The sequence below is a fragment of the Bathymodiolus japonicus methanotrophic gill symbiont genome, from assembly GCF_019721995.1.
GTDB lineage: Bacteria > Pseudomonadota > Gammaproteobacteria > Methylococcales > Methylomonadaceae > Methyloprofundus.
This window is the reverse complement of record NZ_BLYC01000004.1, coordinates 22,000-37,487: the sequence shown is the minus strand read 5'-3', so window position 1 is coordinate 37,487 and position 15,488 is coordinate 22,000. Positions and strand designations below refer to the sequence as shown.

General features: G+C 42.4%; 21 protein-coding genes and 1 pseudogene. 13 read left to right on the top strand and 9 right to left on the bottom strand.

Annotated elements, in window-relative coordinates:
* Positions 1-760 precede the first annotated feature (760 nt).
* Complete coding sequence (locus tag K6984_RS07025) at positions 761-937, top strand: hypothetical protein (protein WP_221894872.1); 177 nt, start codon at positions 761-763, stop codon at positions 935-937.
* Here K6984_RS07025 and K6984_RS07020 read toward each other — a convergent pair.
* From K6984_RS07020 to K6984_RS07010, 3 genes are read right to left on the bottom strand one after another with little or no spacing between them, the layout of a single operon-like run.
* Entirely contained in the window at positions 869-2,413 is a 1,545-nt protein-coding gene (locus K6984_RS07020; protein WP_230987969.1) for a transposase, read from the bottom strand. The genes K6984_RS07025 and K6984_RS07020 overlap by 69 nt on opposite strands.
* A gap of 18 nt (positions 2,414-2,431) precedes the next feature.
* Positions 2,432-2,713, bottom strand: coding sequence for an IS66 family transposase (locus K6984_RS07015; RefSeq protein ID WP_221894871.1), 282 nt, complete (start codon positions 2,711-2,713; stop codon positions 2,432-2,434).
* Positions 2,685-3,443, bottom strand: coding sequence for an IS66 family transposase (locus K6984_RS07010; RefSeq protein WP_221894870.1), 759 nt, complete (start codon positions 3,441-3,443; stop codon positions 2,685-2,687). The genes K6984_RS07015 and K6984_RS07010 overlap by 29 nt, the downstream gene beginning before the upstream one ends.
* A gap of 453 nt (positions 3,444-3,896) precedes the next feature.
* On the opposite strand from K6984_RS07010, the gene K6984_RS07005 reads away from it, so the two are divergent.
* On the top strand, positions 3,897-4,946 hold the full coding sequence (locus tag K6984_RS07005; protein WP_221894869.1) for a transposase: 1,050 nt from the start codon (positions 3,897-3,899) through the stop codon (positions 4,944-4,946).
* Here K6984_RS07005 and K6984_RS07000 read toward each other — a convergent pair.
* Positions 4,923-5,129, bottom strand: a complete 207-nt coding sequence (locus K6984_RS07000) for a hypothetical protein (protein ID WP_221894868.1) — start codon at positions 5,127-5,129, stop codon at positions 4,923-4,925. The genes K6984_RS07005 and K6984_RS07000 overlap by 24 nt on opposite strands.
* Here K6984_RS07000 and K6984_RS06995 point away from each other — a divergent pair.
* Together K6984_RS06995 and K6984_RS06990 are read left to right on the top strand one after the other, a co-directional pair.
* Positions 5,086-5,310: a hypothetical protein gene (locus tag K6984_RS06995; protein WP_221894867.1), complete on the top strand. Its 225-nt coding sequence runs from the start codon at positions 5,086-5,088 to the stop codon at positions 5,308-5,310. The two genes, K6984_RS07000 and K6984_RS06995, sit on opposite strands and share 44 nt — an antisense overlap.
* Positions 5,297-5,933: pseudogene (locus tag K6984_RS06990) on the top strand (IS30 family transposase); the annotation flags it as partial. The gene K6984_RS06995 and the pseudogene K6984_RS06990, both read left to right, overlap by 14 nt.
* Here K6984_RS06990 and tnpB read toward each other — a convergent pair.
* Positions 5,923-6,180, bottom strand: a complete 258-nt coding sequence (tnpB, locus tag K6984_RS06985) for an IS66 family insertion sequence element accessory protein TnpB (protein WP_221894866.1) — start codon at positions 6,178-6,180, stop codon at positions 5,923-5,925. The pseudogene K6984_RS06990 and the gene tnpB sit on opposite strands and share 11 nt — an antisense overlap.
* 29 nt (positions 6,181-6,209) lie before the next feature.
* Positions 6,210-6,551: an IS66 family insertion sequence element accessory protein TnpA gene (tnpA, locus tag K6984_RS06980; RefSeq protein WP_221894865.1), complete on the bottom strand. Its 342-nt coding sequence runs from the start codon at positions 6,549-6,551 to the stop codon at positions 6,210-6,212.
* Between the two features lie 70 nt (positions 6,552-6,621).
* On the opposite strand from tnpA, the gene K6984_RS06975 reads away from it, so the two are divergent.
* The 4 genes from K6984_RS06975 (at position 6,622) to K6984_RS06955 (ending at position 8,755) form a co-directional block, all read left to right on the top strand.
* A complete protein-coding gene (locus K6984_RS06975; RefSeq protein WP_221894864.1) occupies positions 6,622-6,831 on the top strand; it encodes a hypothetical protein in 210 nt (69 codons plus the stop codon).
* A gap of 167 nt (positions 6,832-6,998) precedes the next feature.
* On the top strand, positions 6,999-7,229 hold the full coding sequence (locus K6984_RS06970; RefSeq protein ID WP_221894863.1) for a hypothetical protein: 231 nt from the start codon (positions 6,999-7,001) through the stop codon (positions 7,227-7,229).
* Between the two features lie 889 nt (positions 7,230-8,118).
* On the top strand, positions 8,119-8,334 hold the full coding sequence (locus K6984_RS06965; RefSeq protein WP_221894862.1) for a hypothetical protein: 216 nt from the start codon (positions 8,119-8,121) through the stop codon (positions 8,332-8,334).
* 43 nt (positions 8,335-8,377) lie between these two features.
* Positions 8,378-8,755: a toxin-antitoxin system YwqK family antitoxin gene (locus K6984_RS06955; protein ID WP_338024471.1), complete on the top strand. Its 378-nt coding sequence runs from the start codon at positions 8,378-8,380 to the stop codon at positions 8,753-8,755.
* Between the two features lie 322 nt (positions 8,756-9,077).
* Here the strand turns inward: K6984_RS06955 and groL are convergent, their stop codons facing one another.
* The gene (gene groL, locus K6984_RS06950; protein WP_221894861.1) at positions 9,078-10,727 is read right to left on the bottom strand and encodes a chaperonin GroEL; all 1,650 of its coding nucleotides are present in this window, start codon (positions 10,725-10,727) and stop codon (positions 9,078-9,080) included.
* Between the two features lie 54 nt (positions 10,728-10,781).
* On the bottom strand, positions 10,782-11,069 hold the full coding sequence (groES, locus tag K6984_RS06945) for a co-chaperone GroES (RefSeq protein ID WP_221895137.1): 288 nt from the start codon (positions 11,067-11,069) through the stop codon (positions 10,782-10,784).
* Between the two features lie 140 nt (positions 11,070-11,209).
* Here groES and K6984_RS06940 point away from each other — a divergent pair, with 140 nt between their 5' ends.
* From K6984_RS06940 to K6984_RS06930, 3 genes are all read left to right on the top strand, one after another.
* Positions 11,210-11,968 carry a HesA/MoeB/ThiF family protein gene (locus K6984_RS06940; RefSeq protein WP_221894860.1) on the top strand — a complete coding sequence of 253 codons (759 nt, stop codon included), beginning with the start codon at positions 11,210-11,212 and terminating at the stop codon, positions 11,966-11,968.
* A 196-nt stretch (positions 11,969-12,164) separates the two neighbouring features.
* Positions 12,165-12,386 carry a hypothetical protein gene (locus K6984_RS06935; protein WP_221894859.1) on the top strand — a complete coding sequence of 74 codons (222 nt, stop codon included), beginning with the start codon at positions 12,165-12,167 and terminating at the stop codon, positions 12,384-12,386.
* A gap of 134 nt (positions 12,387-12,520) precedes the next feature.
* Positions 12,521-13,396, top strand: a complete 876-nt coding sequence (locus K6984_RS06930) for an IS110 family RNA-guided transposase (RefSeq protein ID WP_221894858.1) — start codon at positions 12,521-12,523, stop codon at positions 13,394-13,396.
* Between the two features lie 525 nt (positions 13,397-13,921).
* On the opposite strand, the gene K6984_RS06925 is transcribed toward K6984_RS06930, so the two are convergent.
* Complete coding sequence (locus K6984_RS06925) at positions 13,922-14,149, bottom strand: hypothetical protein (RefSeq protein ID WP_221894857.1); 228 nt, start codon at positions 14,147-14,149, stop codon at positions 13,922-13,924.
* Between the two features lie 272 nt (positions 14,150-14,421).
* Between K6984_RS06925 and pqqA the strand changes: the two genes are divergently transcribed.
* Together pqqA and pqqB are read left to right on the top strand one after the other, a co-directional pair.
* Positions 14,422-14,496: a pyrroloquinoline quinone precursor peptide PqqA gene (gene pqqA / locus K6984_RS06920; protein WP_080524503.1), complete on the top strand. Its 75-nt coding sequence runs from the start codon at positions 14,422-14,424 to the stop codon at positions 14,494-14,496.
* A gap of 83 nt (positions 14,497-14,579) precedes the next feature.
* On the top strand, positions 14,580-15,488 hold the full coding sequence (gene pqqB / locus K6984_RS06915) for a pyrroloquinoline quinone biosynthesis protein PqqB (RefSeq protein ID WP_221894856.1): 909 nt from the start codon (positions 14,580-14,582) through the stop codon (positions 15,486-15,488).

The window sequence follows — 15,488 nt, the reverse complement described above, 5'->3', positions numbered from 1 at the left end:
CTGACGAAGATTTACTTATTGTCGCGCTTCGCATTACAGCATAAAATCACATTAACAGGATATTATCCTAAATATCTTTGCAATGGTAAACAACTAAACTTTTAACTTTCATGATTTGCTATGCAAATACTCCTAAAGCTCAACAAACACCTCTCGAATTTAGGCGACAATACTTAGTTCAGCCGGAATACCTCTTACCGTCTGAAAAGGACTCGCTAATGCTGATTCAAAACCACGCACTGCGAAAACCAGGTTTTCGTCGAAGCAATAAATTTCTGCTAATGCCAAAGCTCAGGCCTTCGCAAACTATATTGACTGAAGTTTCCCAATTATTGAGTAGCTGAAATACACAATGCTGGTGTATCGAGGTTTATTTTAGGTGGTTTTGCCATGTTTATAGCAAACCCCTACTTAATTCCCCTTAGGCAATAGCATTTGAAACGAATGAAAAGACTATTTTTTCATATAGTTGTAGCATAGTTTCAATTTTACCATAAATAATTATTGGGAATCTTCAGTCTACCTTAGTGTTGAGGTTAAAGATAAAGAAAATAATCAGATAGTTAATAACTATAGACATGTTCAGGATGCTGTTGTTACAGATGGTGGCAAATTAATTGGCCCAAAGGGCTCAGGCGCGCCATGCTACCTCACGAAATTCCGGGACTCCTGTCGCCGTAATTCGTTCACCTACGCAGCGAATAGGAGATGCTCCAGCCGCCCTGCGTCCGCCACAGACTGAGCACAAAGCAGCTCAGTCATGGCTACCACAAATGGCTCTACGGCTATTCGGGATAAAATTTTAGCCTCCCTCGCGCGCTATCGCGCACTTCGGATTGGCAAATTTCCCTGCGCCTTCTGGAGACTATCAGCCCGTCCGGGGCTGACAGCGGATGCCTTTGTCTGCCAGGATAGGGACGATTTGACTCGGTGGTAAATTGGCATACTCGTCCTCATTACACTCGATGTTCAAGTTTTTCCATCCCATTGCCATCAAACTCTTACCTTCCCCAGCAGAACAATACTTTAATGATGCTGTTGGCCCTAAGCGCCCTAAATCTCTGCCAATCATATGTTTTCCTGATGGCATCAGTTGAAACACATCCTTTATTAATTCACCTAACTCTTTCAGCTTATCACCAGGATCTGGAAACTCTAGCAATGACGTGATGAACTCAAGCAGTACATCCATTTGAGACTTGCGCTGTAAGCTTCCTACGGTATACGCAGGTAGTTTGCTTTCAATGCGGGCTATTTGCTCTGGGTGAAGGAGAAGGCAATGGTCAAACAAAAGACTCAGAATCAGGCCACGGCTTGATCCCTCTTCATCTAATTGTTTGGCCTCACGCCCCCATCCTTCATAAAGCTTCCAGTCCTCAAAGAAAACCTCAATCAGCCATCTCAACGTATAGGCTTGAATAATATCTTGTGTGCGCCAAGTCAGGTCTGTCGCCACTAAATAGCGATAGTCGTTTTCACCGTCATATTTTAAGGCAATGACAAAGCGTTTTTTACTGTGAGAACTCACCTTTAATCGTGCACTGCTGACAGTCACTTTAATCTCTTTGCCGCCACGTACACGTATTATCTGATCAATGCCTTTGTTAATCGAATTAAAGTAGCTCTCGACTGACCTTATTCTACCTCTATATTCAATATTTTGGTTTTTACGTAATTGGCTAATCACCTGCGAGCCTCCAGATTCTTTAGCGGCTTCGTCCATAAAGGCTTTTTCACCATACAGCGCATCAGCCAGTACGCCTTTAATTTTAATCAGGCTATGCGCAACTTTAAACTCTTTTAATAAGCCTAATGCAATCTCTGTTTTGGTCGGGTAGGCACTGTCACGTTCAGGCTTAATAGGCCGATCTTTTTTTGCTATACCGCTCTTTTTCAACCGTTTATCTTCTTTATCCCACTGCTTTAAGGCTGGACCCGGCATATAAAAGAAAAAACCGACAGGCACTGTAATGGATGAGGTAACTAGCAGCAATAATACTATCGTTTGTCCATTAACATACCCGCCGGAGCCTTTGTGTTTCTGCTTGTAAACCTTATAAATACGTTTTGTAGACTTAGATCGTGCTCGGTCTGATTCATCAAAGGCCAACACACCTTCAGTAATGCCATAACGTTTTAAAATTAAGACCACACTCACCCATAGCAACCAGTCCCAGGGTATACTTGCTTTACGAAACACCCAGGATAATGCGGCTACTTTGCAATCTCCAAGGCTTGCTCGCTCAAACTTAGCCCAGCAAACAGAGTTCATTAGCAGTATGCCCGTTAAACAAGTGCCCAACCAAGCGGCTTGAATCCGTGTCAAAGCGGCTCCGGGTTTTAGCTGATTGAGCGCATCATTTAAATCGTCAATATAGCTTTGGATAAAGGTGGCTGGGGCATTCATTAACATGGGCTTACACCGATAAAATTACAACAACCTCAGAATACCTGATTTTACCTTCTCAATATCAAAAACTTGAACATCGAGTTTTAGCGCTTCATCGAATTTACGCCGCGCATGTGCCATACACCCCACGAGGATACAATCATCTGATGCCAGTGCATGATAGCCTGCATAGCCATCTACTTGCAAGTGACCTGAAAAGGCCCGCAAGAAGCTTTCAGCATGCGCTCCTGCCCACGTTGACTGATAATCATGCAAAACGATCGGGTGCTCGGATTCATGCCCACCACTCTGATAGAGCCACATATAGGATTTTCGATTTCGTCTCTCGACCATCCCGAATCACATTTAAGGTTGTTTCATCGGCCTGGAGGATCTTCTGTAGAATCAGCAGAGCATGCAGTCGATCATAAAAGGGCTGGAGCAATTCAGCGGACTTTAATACCCAGTTAGATAGCGTGGCACGATAAAGGTCAACACTTAAGCGCTTGAAAATGGTTTCCTGCCGGTAAAGTGGCAGGCTATCCATGAACTTGGCGACAATAATGTAAGCTAATAAACTTGCCGAGGCAAAACTACGAGGAATGGGCTGTGCGGGTTTTGGTGCACTGATAATGCCATTTTCACAGGCGCGGCAGCCATACTTGATCTGTATATGTTCAATGACTTTGATCTGGGCAGGAATGATTTCTAACTGCTCTGACTTGTCTTCGCCAGCCTCATGCAATGCATGACCGCAGGCATAAACACGCTCTGCTTCAGGTAATTCATAACGGATAACTTCGCGCGGGATATCTCTGGATAATGGCTTGCGGCCTGGCTTTTTACGCTGATAGCTTAGGGTTTCTTCAGGGTCGGAATCATCCTGCTTTAAGCTATCAAGAATGGACTCTGCTTCATTAAACAACTCCATTTGACCCGGACATTTCTCACTGGAGGTGCCAAAACGCTTATGTTGCAACAGACGAAACTGCTCCTCATACCATGTCAGTTTTTCCTGTAATTGATCCACTGTCGACTGATAGTCCAGCACCATTTTGTGCAGTACATTCGTCTCGTCTGGCAGTGTTTCAGGAAGTGATCTCATGGTGTTTATTATACCACCAAACAGGGTTAAATAATCATTTAACTGGCTGTTTTATTAGATATTTTCAACGTAAAATAACGGCAACAAATCAATTGTTTATTAAGCCAGAAATAGCGGCATGAGCTTGCGCTTGCCGATAGGATAAACCCTCCAGTAACCAGTGTAATTCACGTAACCTGAATTCGTATAATAAGTGCATAACCCTCTGCAAGTATTGGCTAGACTAACACCTGTTGAATTAAGACAAGACATAGGTGTAAAGTAAACAGCTACCAAACAATTTACAGAGGCTACAAATGAGCTATACACACCTATAGACTTTCACTCGATGTTCAAGTTTTTGATATTGAGAAGGTAAAATCAGGTATTCTGAGGTTGTTGTAATTTTATCGGTGTAAGCCCATGTTAATGAATGCCCCAGCCACCTTTATCCAAAGCTATATTGACGATTTAAATGATGCGCTCAATCAGCTAAAACCCGGAGCCGCTTTGACACGGATTCAAGCCGCTTGGTTGGGCACTTGTTTAACGGGCATACTGCTAATGAACTCTGTTTGCTGGGCTAAGTTTGAGCGAGCAAGCCTTGGAGATTGCAAAGTAGCCGCATTATCCTGGGTGTTTCGTAAAGCAAGTATACCCTGGGACTGGTTGCTACGGGTGAGTGTGGTCTTAATTTTAAAACGTTATGGCATTACTGAAGGTGTGTTGGCCTTTGATGAATCAGACCGAGCACGATCTAAGTCTACAAAACGTATTTATAAGGTTTACAAGCAGAAACACAAAGGCTCCGGCGGGTATGTTAATGGACAAACGATAGTATTATTGCTGCTAGTTACCTCATCCATTACAGTGCCTGTCGGTTTTTTCTTTTATATGCCGGATCCAGCCTTAAAGCAGTGGGATAAAGAAGATAAACGGTTGAAAAAGAGCGGTATAGCAAAAAAAGATCGGCCTATTAAGCCTGAACGTGACAGTGCCTACCCGACCAAAACAGAGATTGCATTAGGCTTATTAAAAGAGTTTAAAGTTGCGCATAGCCTTATTAAAATTAAAGGCGTACTGGCTGATGCGCTGTATGGTGAAAAAGCCTTTATGGACGAAGCCGCTAAAGAATCTGGAGGCTCGCAGGTGATTAGCCAATTACGTAAAAACCAAAATATTGAATATAGAGGTAGAATAAGGTCAGTCGAGAGCTACTTTAATTCGATTAACAAAGGCATTGATCAGACTGCGTATACCGTAGGAAGCTTACAGCGCAAGTCTCAAATGGATGTACTGCTTGAGTTCATCACGTCATTGCTAGAGTTTCCAGATCCTGGTGATAAGCTGAAAGAGTTAGGTGAATTAATAAAGGATGTGTTTCAACTGATGCCATCAGGAAAACATATGATTGGCAGAGATTTAGGGCGCTTAGAGCCAACACCATCATTAAAGTATTGTTCTGCTGGGTGAAGGTAAGAGTTTGATGGCAATGGGATGGAAAAACTTGAACATCGAGTACCAGCATATTCTGGCGGACAAACAGGCGCGCCATGCTACCTCACGAAATCCCGGGACTCCTGTCGCCATAATTCGTTCACCTACGCAGCGGATGGGAGATGCCCTGAACGCCCTGCGTCCGCAACGACTACGCACAAAAGCCGCTTCGTCATTACTACCTCACTGGCTGGACGGCTATTCGGAATGCAATTCTTGCTCCTCTCGCGTGCTGCTAGCACACGTCGAATCAGCGAATTGCCCTGTCGCCTATCAGGGACTAAAAATCACCACTTCGCTAAGCTCCGTTTCCATGATTTTCAGCGAAGGCAGGGGGTGAACTATACAAGCATCTTCGGCATCAGAACAAAACCTATCGCAAGCGGTATGGGTCAGCCCATAATAGGACAGGAATCCCTAATAGAGTCGATATAGATGAGCGTCCTGAAGAGGTCAACAACCGTAAGCGTATAGGTGATTGGGAGGCAGATACAATCATTGGGAAAAATCACAAAGGGGCGATTGTAACGTTGGATGAGCGAGTCTCTAAATTACGGTTGGCCTTCCCTTTAGCGGGGAAAAAGGCTCAATATGTATTAGACGCAACTATTTTAATGCTTGATCCTATAAAAAGCTTTGTTAAAACAATTACTTTTGATAACGGGAAAGAGTTTACCCTGCATGAAAAAATAGCAGAAGCACTAGGTTGTGATACGTATTTTTCGACTCCATACAGCTCTTGGGAAAGAGGGCAAAATGAGAATGCTAATGGCTTATTAAGACAGTATTTCCCTAAAGTAATGGAGTTGATTGATGTTACGATAAAAGAGGTTTTTATAGCCGTTGATAAGCTAAATAGTCGCCCTAATAAAGTGTCTCAATTACAAAACACCTTATGAGGTATTTGAAGAGCTGACTGGGATAGATATGAAAAATTTATTGGGTTATGTACTTATGACTTGAATTCAGGTAAGGCTAATGATAACGGATGTTCGTTTAACTCGGTTGGCCACTGAAACTTCCCCTTATCCAGGCGCCGATAATAAAGCCAGAACCCATTACACTCCCAATAGAGTATTTTCAGTTTATCGCGAGAGCGGTTACAAAAGACAAAAATACTTCCGGCAAAGGGATCATGGCCAAACTGTTCCGAAACAATCAGTGACAGACCATTGATAGATTTACGCATATCAGTAACGCCGGTCGCCAAAAACACTTGATTAACAACAAGCCCGTTTATCATGAGATAGGCCTAACCAGTTTCAGAAGCGGCTTTAATGATGCAAGTTCTGTACTGACACAAATTTCCAGACTGAAGCCATTAGAATGAGTCACTTTGATAACTGATGAATCAGCAGGTACGCCTGATCCGTTCAACATGTCCTCTGCAACCAGTGTTACCGGAACCAATTGCTTGGCTTGTAACACTGGTGGAGCGAGCGAACTGAATTGCTTTTTGTAATAACTGAAGATATGCGGCTTGATATCATGGGCTTTGCAATACCCGACCTGAGTTAAACGACTGGCTTGCCATTGCGGTATATGATTTTGCATAGCCGCTTTATTTTGAGATGGACTCATAAATTCCTCCTGAGTTAATTGGAGGTATTAGTCTGCCATTTTTTATATTGGTTTAGAATGCGTACTTTAATTGACGCTTACGGAAATTAGGCAGCAACAGGCTCAAAAACGAGATCGTTTTGTGAATCCATTATTTTTCCAGGCAAGAATATCTCATATCAGCTCGTATACCATTCGGGCAGTTCAAAACGCAATAATAACAGGAATGTCTTTACAGTGCTTTATGAGCCCTCTTGTGGCGAGGTTAGTTTTACCGCCTCAATTGATAGGGGAACACTGATGTCTAATACAGCTTTTTTCCAATTGTTGATTTGTGTTGCATGAATACCATATTTCGCGGTAATTTCAGCTCTTGTCTTTTCCCCTTTTAGTACGTCTAATACCACTTTTACTTTGGTTTGCGTACTATGCTTCTTACGATTTATGGTCATTTCTTAATCCTCAGTTTTGAGGGCAAGATTCTATCTTAAATGCTGGTCTAGTTTTTGGGGATCATTATACTCAAAAACGAGATCGTTTTGTGAATCCATTATTTTCCAGGCAAGAATATCTCGTATCAGCTCGTATACCATTCGAGCAGTTCAAAACGCAATAATAACAGGAATGTCTTTACAGTGCTTTATGAGCTCTCTTGTGGCGAGGTTAGTTTCACGGCCTCAATTGATAGGGGAACACTGATGATGGACTTAGTGAACTGGCACATATCTATTTTATCGATTATAAAAATAACAGGATAGAGGGAATTGCCAGCAGGGTTAGCGATGCGGGTTTATCGACTGGTGTACCAGATGGATTAGCAGCAGGACCAGTACGCATTGTTGCCGAACTTAAAGACGGCGCGATAAGTAACGAACTAATCATGCCCAAAGTGCCTAATAAACCGACGGCAAGCCCAGAGAGTAGTACATTTGAATTTAGTGCCATCCTGACCCTTTCAGTTGAGGGTGAAGGCGACCTCTATTATCGACTTGATGAATATTATTCAAGCCCTGAATTTAGGTACACTGGCCCGACCACTCTCAAAATTGAAGACTCGGAATATGCAAATATTTATGTATATGCATTTGCCAGGGTTGTAGTGGATGGGATCAATTATGACTCAGAAGATGCTGAATATATATATTACCCATCAGATATAACTCCACCACCGCTCCCCGCTACTACGTGTCCAGTGACTTATGACCCGGCGCTTGATAATGACTCTACTGATCACTCGATCAAACTTAATCTTCGCGATAAGGATGGTGATGTTATGTTTGAGGACTATATTTATTGTGGGTACGACAATGATGGCCATCTTTTTATTGACGCGCCCTATATTGACAAGCAGTTAAATGGGCTAGAAAAATATTACTACGATTCCAGTCAGCTTAGAGAAGAAACGCCCTATATAGATGGAATCATGCATGGTACGCAAAAAAGATACTATGAGTCTGACCGGCTCAGGGGAGAAACTCCTTATGTAGGTGGCGATAAGCATGGTATAGAAAAAGGCTATCAGGCGCGCCATGCTACCTCACGAAATTCCGGGACTCCTGTCGCCATAATTCGTTCACCTACGCAGCGGATGGGAGATGCCCTGAACGCCCTGCGTCCGCAACGACTACGCACAAAAGCAGCTTCGTCATTACTACCTCACTGGCTGAACGGCTATTCGGAATGCAATTCTTGCTCCTCTCGCGTGCTGCTAGCACACGTCGAATCAGCGAATTGCCCTGTCGCCTATCAGGGACTAAAAATCACCACTTCGCTAAGCTCCGTTTCCATGATTTTCAGCGTATGAATCCGGTCAACTCGGAGAGGCAGTCCCTTATGTTAACGACAAAATACACGGAATTGTCAAAGAATACTATGAATCGGGACAGCTTAAAGCGGAAACTCCTGTAACGGATGGCTATTCCAACGGGCTTGCAATAGGCTATTACGAATCCGGGCAACTTGCTATAGAGCTCCCATATGTTAACGGTGAACGACATGGCATCATAAGAGAGTATTATGAATCAGGAGCCCTTATGAGAGAAATGCCTTATGTAAACGGCGACCAGGTTGGTACTATTCTGGGCTACTATGAAACCGGGCAACTTCAGTATGAACTCACTGAAGAAGGTGAAATAATGACTATGAAATCCTATGCTTTAGATGGAACGCTAATTGGGTGTAGCCTTTATAATAATGGCGTAGAGGTAGGTAATTGCATGCCTTAATAATCTTGATTCCTAATGTGAAAGCTCTGCCTTTTTACTTCGTGCAGTCACTGTTACGCATGTATTACACGACAAAACTCAGCTGTTAGAACTTAAGGCTTGAGCTAAAAACATCGACAACGTTTCCACTGGTGGAAATAAACGTTCTCTATGCTCCGGTAGCAACGAGTCCAGTTAGCTGAACCCACTTATTATTTACCCGATTGTAAAATGGCTTCTTAGCGGACTAAATTCCTCTCTACACACGGATTAGAGCATATAAAAAGCCCCGCTAACTTTCGTTAGCGGGGCTTTTTATAAAGCTAGGTTTAAATGGACTAGTTTACATCATGCCGCCCATACCACCCATTCCGCCCATGCCACCCATATCAGGCATTGCAGGAGCGCTTTCATCAGATGGTGCATCAGCAACCATCACTTCGGTGGTGATCATTAAGCTAGCAACAGACGCTGCATTTTGCAATGCTGCACGAGTTACTTTTGCTGGATCAAGAATACCCATTTCAATCATATCGCCGTACTCACCTGTGGCTGCGTTATAACCATAGTTACCTTCGCCATTTGCTACTTGGTTAAGCACTACAGAGGCTTCGTCACCCGCATTAGCAACAATTTGACGCAATGGCGCTGACATGGCGCGGCGTAGAATATCCACACCCACCTTTTGGTCATGGTTAGCACCTTCAACACCGTCTAATGCGCTTAGAGCACGGACCAGAGCAACACCACCACCGGCAACTACGCCTTCTTCAACCGCTGCACGTGTCGAATGTAATGCATCTTCTACGCGCGCTTTTTTCTCTTTCATTTCAACTTCAGTTGCTGCGCCGACTTTAATCACTGCAACACCGCCTGCTAGTTTAGCCAGACGCTCTTGTAGTTTTTCTTTGTCGTAATCAGACGTTGCTTCGTCAGCTTGTGCACGAATTTGTGCAACACGGCCTTTAATATTGTCTTCAGAACCTGCACCATCAACAATCACAGTATTTTCTTTGCTGATTTGAATTTTCTTAGCTGTACCCAGCTGGTCCATTTCAACTTTCTCTAGGGATAAGCCAATTTCTTCCGAGATAACTGTCGCATTGGTTAATACTGCAATATCTTCTAGCATTGCTTTACGACGATCACCAAAACCAGGTGCTTTTACAGCAGCCACTTTAACGATACCGCGCATATTGTTAAGAACCAAAGTACCTAATGCTTCGCCTTCTACATCTTCAGCAACAATTAGCAACGGACGACCTGCTTTCGCTACGCCTTCAAGTGTCGGTAGTAAATCGCGGATATTAGAGATTTTTTTGTCGAATAACAAGATGAACGGCTCATCTAATTCAACACTCATGCTATCCTGATTGTTGATGAAATAAGGAGACAGATAACCACGGTCAAACTGCATACCTTCAACAACGTCTAATTCATTGTCTAAACCAGAGCCTTCTTCAACTGTGATAACGCCTTCTTTACCCACTTTTTCCATTGCTTTTGCAATGATTTCACCCACAGACTCATCAGAGTTTGCAGAAATTGTACCTACTTGCGCAATTGCTTTATTATCAGTGCAAGGTGTAGCAGAAGCAATAATTGCTTCAACTGACTTGCTTACAGCTAAATCAATACCGCGCTTTAAGTCCATTGGGTTCATGCCCGCTGCAACTGACTTTAAGCCTTCATTAACAATCGATTGCGCTAATACGGTGGCCGTCGTTGTTCCGTCACCAGCAACATCAGATGTTTGCGAGGCAACTTCTTTCACCATTTGAGCGCCCATATTTTCGAATTTATCTGCTAATTCGATTTCTTTAGCAACCGACACACCATCTTTAGTGATTGTTGGTGCGCCAAAGCTTTTATCTAGTACTGCATTACGTCCTTTAGGACCCAAAGTCGCCTTTACTGCGTTTGCTAAAATATTTACGCCATTGACCATTAATGATCGCGCTTCATCTCCAAATTTTACTTCTTTTTCCGCCATGTTAACTCCTAAAATATTTGTATGTGCTTATATGAATTTCAAATGTATTCTGGCTTAGCCTAAAATACCCATGATGTCTTCTTCACGCATAACGATAACCTCTTCGCCATCAACTTTAACTTCTGAACCAGAATATTTGCCGAATAGCACTTTATCACCCACTTTTACTTCTAACGCACGAACTTCACCGTTATCTAGTTGCTTACCACTACCAACTGCCAATACTTCACCTTCACTCGGCTTTTCGGTAGCAGAACCAGGTAAAACAATACCCCCTGCCGATGTAGTTTCTTCTTCAACACGTTTAACAATCACACGATCGTGTAAAGGACGTATATTCATCAATATCTCCTGATAAAAAATAAAATTATAAAATAAAAGTTACTAGCACTCACCTAATATGAGTGCTAATAATAATCCGCTTTTGCAGCATGTCAAGTTTGTGGCATCATTTACAGATTACTTATCGAAAACTATCACATATGAACGACCAACAATTACTACGCTATAGCCGCCAGATCATGCTTCCCCAGGTTGATATAGCCGGGCAAGAGTTACTGCTTGACGCCCACATACTCATTATTGGCGCTGGAGGCCTCGGCTCTCCCGCAGCACTTTATCTTGCAGCAGCAGGCATAGGCACAATCACTATTTATGATGATGACCAAGTAGATTTATCCAATTTGCAAAGACAGATTGCTCATTACACAGACGATATTGGGGCTGATAAGGTCATTTCAACCCGGCAAACATTAAATAAAATAAATCCTGACACGCATGTCATTGCTGTTAAGCAGCGTCTGCAAGGAGGACAGTTAGAAAAAGAAGTATTGAAGGCCGATGTGATACTGGATTGCTCTGATAACTTCAGCACCCGGTTTGCAATTAACCAGGCTTGTGTAAAACATAAAAAACCACTGGTTTCCGGGGCAGCAATTCGCTTTGAAGGCCAGGTCAGTGTATTTGCAGCAAATAATGACAGCCCTTGTTACAACTGTCTATATGCAGAAAATGGAGAAGAATTACAGAATTGCGCAACCAATGGAGTAATTTCACCCATTACCGGCATTATTGGTAGTATTCAGGCCATGGAAGCAATGAAATTGATAATGAAAATAGGTGAGCCATTATCCGGCAGATTATTATTGCTAGATGGGTTATCCATGCAATGGAATGAAATGAAATTACGTAAAAATTTGCAGTGCCCTACCTGTAGCAATGAGCAAGCTAAGACCTTCTAGTGTTGCATACTCCTCATGCCCGCGTGGAAATTCATACAGGAATGTTCCACAACGCAGAGCACCACTGCTATTGAGTTAAGGGCTTATTAAATTAATAATCCATTAATTACTTTGTAGGCTGATGATATGGACTCCTCTCCCACCAACAGTGCCATAATGCACCTAAGAGTAATAACGGAGCAAAGAGGAGCCCGACATGAATAATAGCGTAATTGGATTGGATATAGCAAAAAATATTTTTCACATGTATACATTTGATGAAAAAAAATCACAACCTGTTAAGAAAAAGCTAAAACGAGCTGAGCTTTTAATATTTTTTGCAAATTATCCAGTGAGCTTAATTGGAATAGAAGCCTGTGGCGGAGCTCATCACTGGGCAAGAGAGTTAACTAAACAACTGAAGTTTCCCAATTATTGAGTAGCTGAAATACACAATGCTGGTGTATCGAGGTTTATTTTAGGTGGTTTTGCCATGTTTATAGCAAACCCCTACTTAATTCCCCTTAGGCAATAGCATTTGAAACGAATGAAAAGACTATTTTTTTCATATAGTTGCAGCATAGTTTCAATTTTACCATAAATAATTATTGGGAAACTTCAGCTAAACAAGGGCATGAAGTCATTTTTCTTAATGCCCGTTATGTAAAGGGTTTTGTTGTGGGGAACAAAAATGACTTTAATGATGCCGCTGCTATATTTGATGCGGTTACCCGTCCAAATAAGCGCACAGTGTCGATAAAAACGATTGAACAGCAAGACATTCAACTCGTTCATAGAATACGTGAAGGCCTTGTTGACAAACGTACTGCGCTGGTTAATCAAGTGCGAGGGCTACTCAGTGAAAGAGGCATTGTTATTCCTAAAGGTATAAAGAAAGTAAGAGTAGAATTACCGTTGATTTTAGAAGATAGCGACAATGATTTGACTGATTTAAGTCGGGAAATGTTTGCTGAGCAATATGAAAAACTAGTTGCACTAGATGAAGAGATTAAACAACAGGACAGACGTATTAGCCGGCTATGTAATAGCAATCAGTTAAGCCAGCGTTTTCTTGATGTGCCAGGTATTGGGGCAATAACAGCCACCATCATTGCCTCAGACATAGGGACAGGTAAAAGCTATCAGAGTAGCCGAGATTATGCAGCCAGCTTAGGGATTGTTCCGAGACAACATAGCAGTGGTGATAATCAGGTTTATTTAGGAATTAGTAAGCGAGGTAACCGCTATATTCGTACGATGTTAATTCATGGAGCACGATCGGTGTTAAAGCACTGTAGTGGTAAAAAAGACAAATTAAGCCTATGGCTACAAGCACTCATTGAGCGGCGTGGATTTAATAAAGCCGCCGTTGCGCTGGCCAATGAAAATGCCCGAATACTGTGGGCGATGGCGAGTCAGGATAAAGAATATGATGCAGCTCTGACATAGTTAGAGTGCATAAGCAGGGTTACCCACCCTTTGCCCACCGACTGCGAGCTAGGAGGGCTCTTCGTCTGTGGACAAAGCGTGGATAACCCTGAGATAACCGAGTAACCAAGATTGCGGAGGCAAGTTAACCAATATTGATGACAACAACAGGTCAGACCGATACTTTTACAGAACCCTTGCAACCCAGAGAGTCCATTGCGAGACCGTTAGGCTGGTAGGGGCAAAAAGTATGCGAATAGATTCATCAGGAGTTCTGAGGCAAAAAAGCCTCTGTTAGAGACCCAATATATGGCTGCAATCTTGTTCACTGTTATTAGCATCAATTATGTAAAACTTGGCTTGCAATAAACGAGGAGTCCATATAAGGGTTAGATTTTTTTGCGAAGCAATAAAAACGTAACCCAGCAAAGCCTAGTATATTCGTGAAAATGCAAGCTAAGGGAGGTGGAAATAAATAATCATCCAATCTTGTTGGTCTTTTTCCCACCCAATATCAGACGATTATTTCCAGCTCCCAAAAATCCGTTATTTTCCTCCGATCAGACCTTTTTTTAGTGCATGGATTGCTAGCCCAACCACTTCAAGTACCTTAGACTCACTATCTCCATGAGGCTCGGTATCACCAAAGGGCTCGCCACTTTTCATCGTGTACATATAAATAAAATATCCCAATGGAGCGAATGCGCATACTGCAACTACCCACATAAAAAAAGTAACTAAAAATATATCAACGATCATAGTATTTCCCCCCAATGTTTTTATTGTTACCAGGAGTTAATATAACCCTGTATTCGTCTGCATACAAGTGCAAATCTATCAAATACCTACACAGGCGCTTAATATTATGCAACAGACCATTATTCTGTATTTCTGACGACAATGTACATATTTACCAGACAGAAGCAAATGGCTTATAATAATTATGTTGTGCTACAAAACAGTTCATCGTATACTTTGATGTAGCTTACTTGATCAAGCTAGCATAAACATAAATAAGAATTAAATATAACTCCGGAGGATATAATATGAAATGGGAAACACCAGCATACACAGACCTACGTTTTGGTTTTGAAGTAACTATGTACATCTACAACCGTTAATCGTTCGGTTCTGATGAAAAAAGGCTCTTAATTAAAATTAAGAGCCTTTTTTTTGCCTATTTATTTGCTAACAGACTAAAACAATGAAAATAAGAGTTCTCGGTTCAGGCGCTGGCGGAGGCTTTCCACAATGGAACTGTAGTTGCCCGAATTGCAAAGCCGTCAGATCAAATTCCATTAAAGCAAGCAAACGCAACCAGTCCTCAATTGCCATTTCATCAGACGGTGATCACTGGGTGTTATTCAATGCCTCGCCTGATGTGCGCGCGCAATTAGAAAATTTCCCCGAAATTCACCCTAAAAATAAAGTACGAGGGACAGGTATCGAGGCAATTGTCATGATCGACTCGCAAATTGATCATGCTACGGGCCTACTTATTTTGCGCGAAGGCGATCCACTAAATATTTACTGCACGGAAATGGTCAAGCAGGATCTTAGTACTGGCTTCCCTATTTTTAATATTCTGCAGCACTTCTGCGGCGTGAATGACTTCCCTATCCCAGTCAATGGTGACTCATTTAGCATACCTAATATTAGCGATCTGGAATTCACTGCCCTGGCGCTTAAAAGCAAAGCACCTCCCTACTCACCCCACCGCGATGATCCTCACGAAGGTGATAATATAGGCATGGTAATACGTCAGATTTCAACCGGAAAAACGGTTTTTTACGCACCCGGCTTAGGTCTGATAGAACCCCACGTAGAAAAAGCAATGGCCACTGCTGACTGCGTATTAGTCGACGGCACCTTCTGGACAGACGATGAACTTGCCTCGGTCGGGCGGCCATTATTGGCCAGAAAAATTGGCCATTTACCGCAGTCAGGTGAAGGCGGCATGATCGGATTTTTAGATACTCTGCCAAAACCTCGTAAAATATTGATCCATATCAATAACACCAATCCAATTCTGGACGATAATTCTAAAGAGCGCGATATACTAAACCAGCATGATATAGAAGTATCGTTCGATAACATGAATATAGAGCTGTAA

Coding starts and splice junctions, on each gene's coding strand:
- K6984_RS07025 (WP_221894872.1), top strand. CDS start 761: ATGGCTACCACAAATGGCTCTACGGCTATTCGGGATAAAATTTTAGCC.
- K6984_RS07020 (WP_230987969.1), bottom strand. CDS start 2,413: ATGTTAATGAATGCCCCAGCCACCTTTATCCAAAGCTATATTGACGAT.
- K6984_RS07015 (WP_221894871.1), bottom strand. CDS start 2,713: ATGTGGCTCTATCAGAGTGGTGGGCATGAATCCGAGCACCCGATCGTT.
- K6984_RS07010 (WP_221894870.1), bottom strand. CDS start 3,443: ATGGTGCTGGACTATCAGTCGACAGTGGATCAATTACAGGAAAAACTG.
- K6984_RS07005 (WP_221894869.1), top strand. CDS start 3,897: ATGTTAATGAATGCCCCAGCCACCTTTATCCAAAGCTATATTGACGAT.
- K6984_RS06995 (WP_221894867.1), top strand. CDS start 5,086: ATGGGAGATGCCCTGAACGCCCTGCGTCCGCAACGACTACGCACAAAA.
- tnpA (WP_221894865.1), bottom strand. CDS start 6,551: ATGAGTCCATCTCAAAATAAAGCGGCTATGCAAAATCATATACCGCAA.
- K6984_RS06965 (WP_221894862.1), top strand. CDS start 8,119: ATGGGAGATGCCCTGAACGCCCTGCGTCCGCAACGACTACGCACAAAA.
- groL (WP_221894861.1), bottom strand. CDS start 10,727: ATGGCGGAAAAAGAAGTAAAATTTGGAGATGAAGCGCGATCATTAATG.
- groES (WP_221895137.1), bottom strand. CDS start 11,069: ATGAATATACGTCCTTTACACGATCGTGTGATTGTTAAACGTGTTGAA.
- K6984_RS06940 (WP_221894860.1), top strand. CDS start 11,210: ATGAACGACCAACAATTACTACGCTATAGCCGCCAGATCATGCTTCCC.
- K6984_RS06935 (WP_221894859.1), top strand. CDS start 12,165: ATGAATAATAGCGTAATTGGATTGGATATAGCAAAAAATATTTTTCAC.
- pqqB (WP_221894856.1), top strand. CDS start 14,580: ATGAAAATAAGAGTTCTCGGTTCAGGCGCTGGCGGAGGCTTTCCACAA.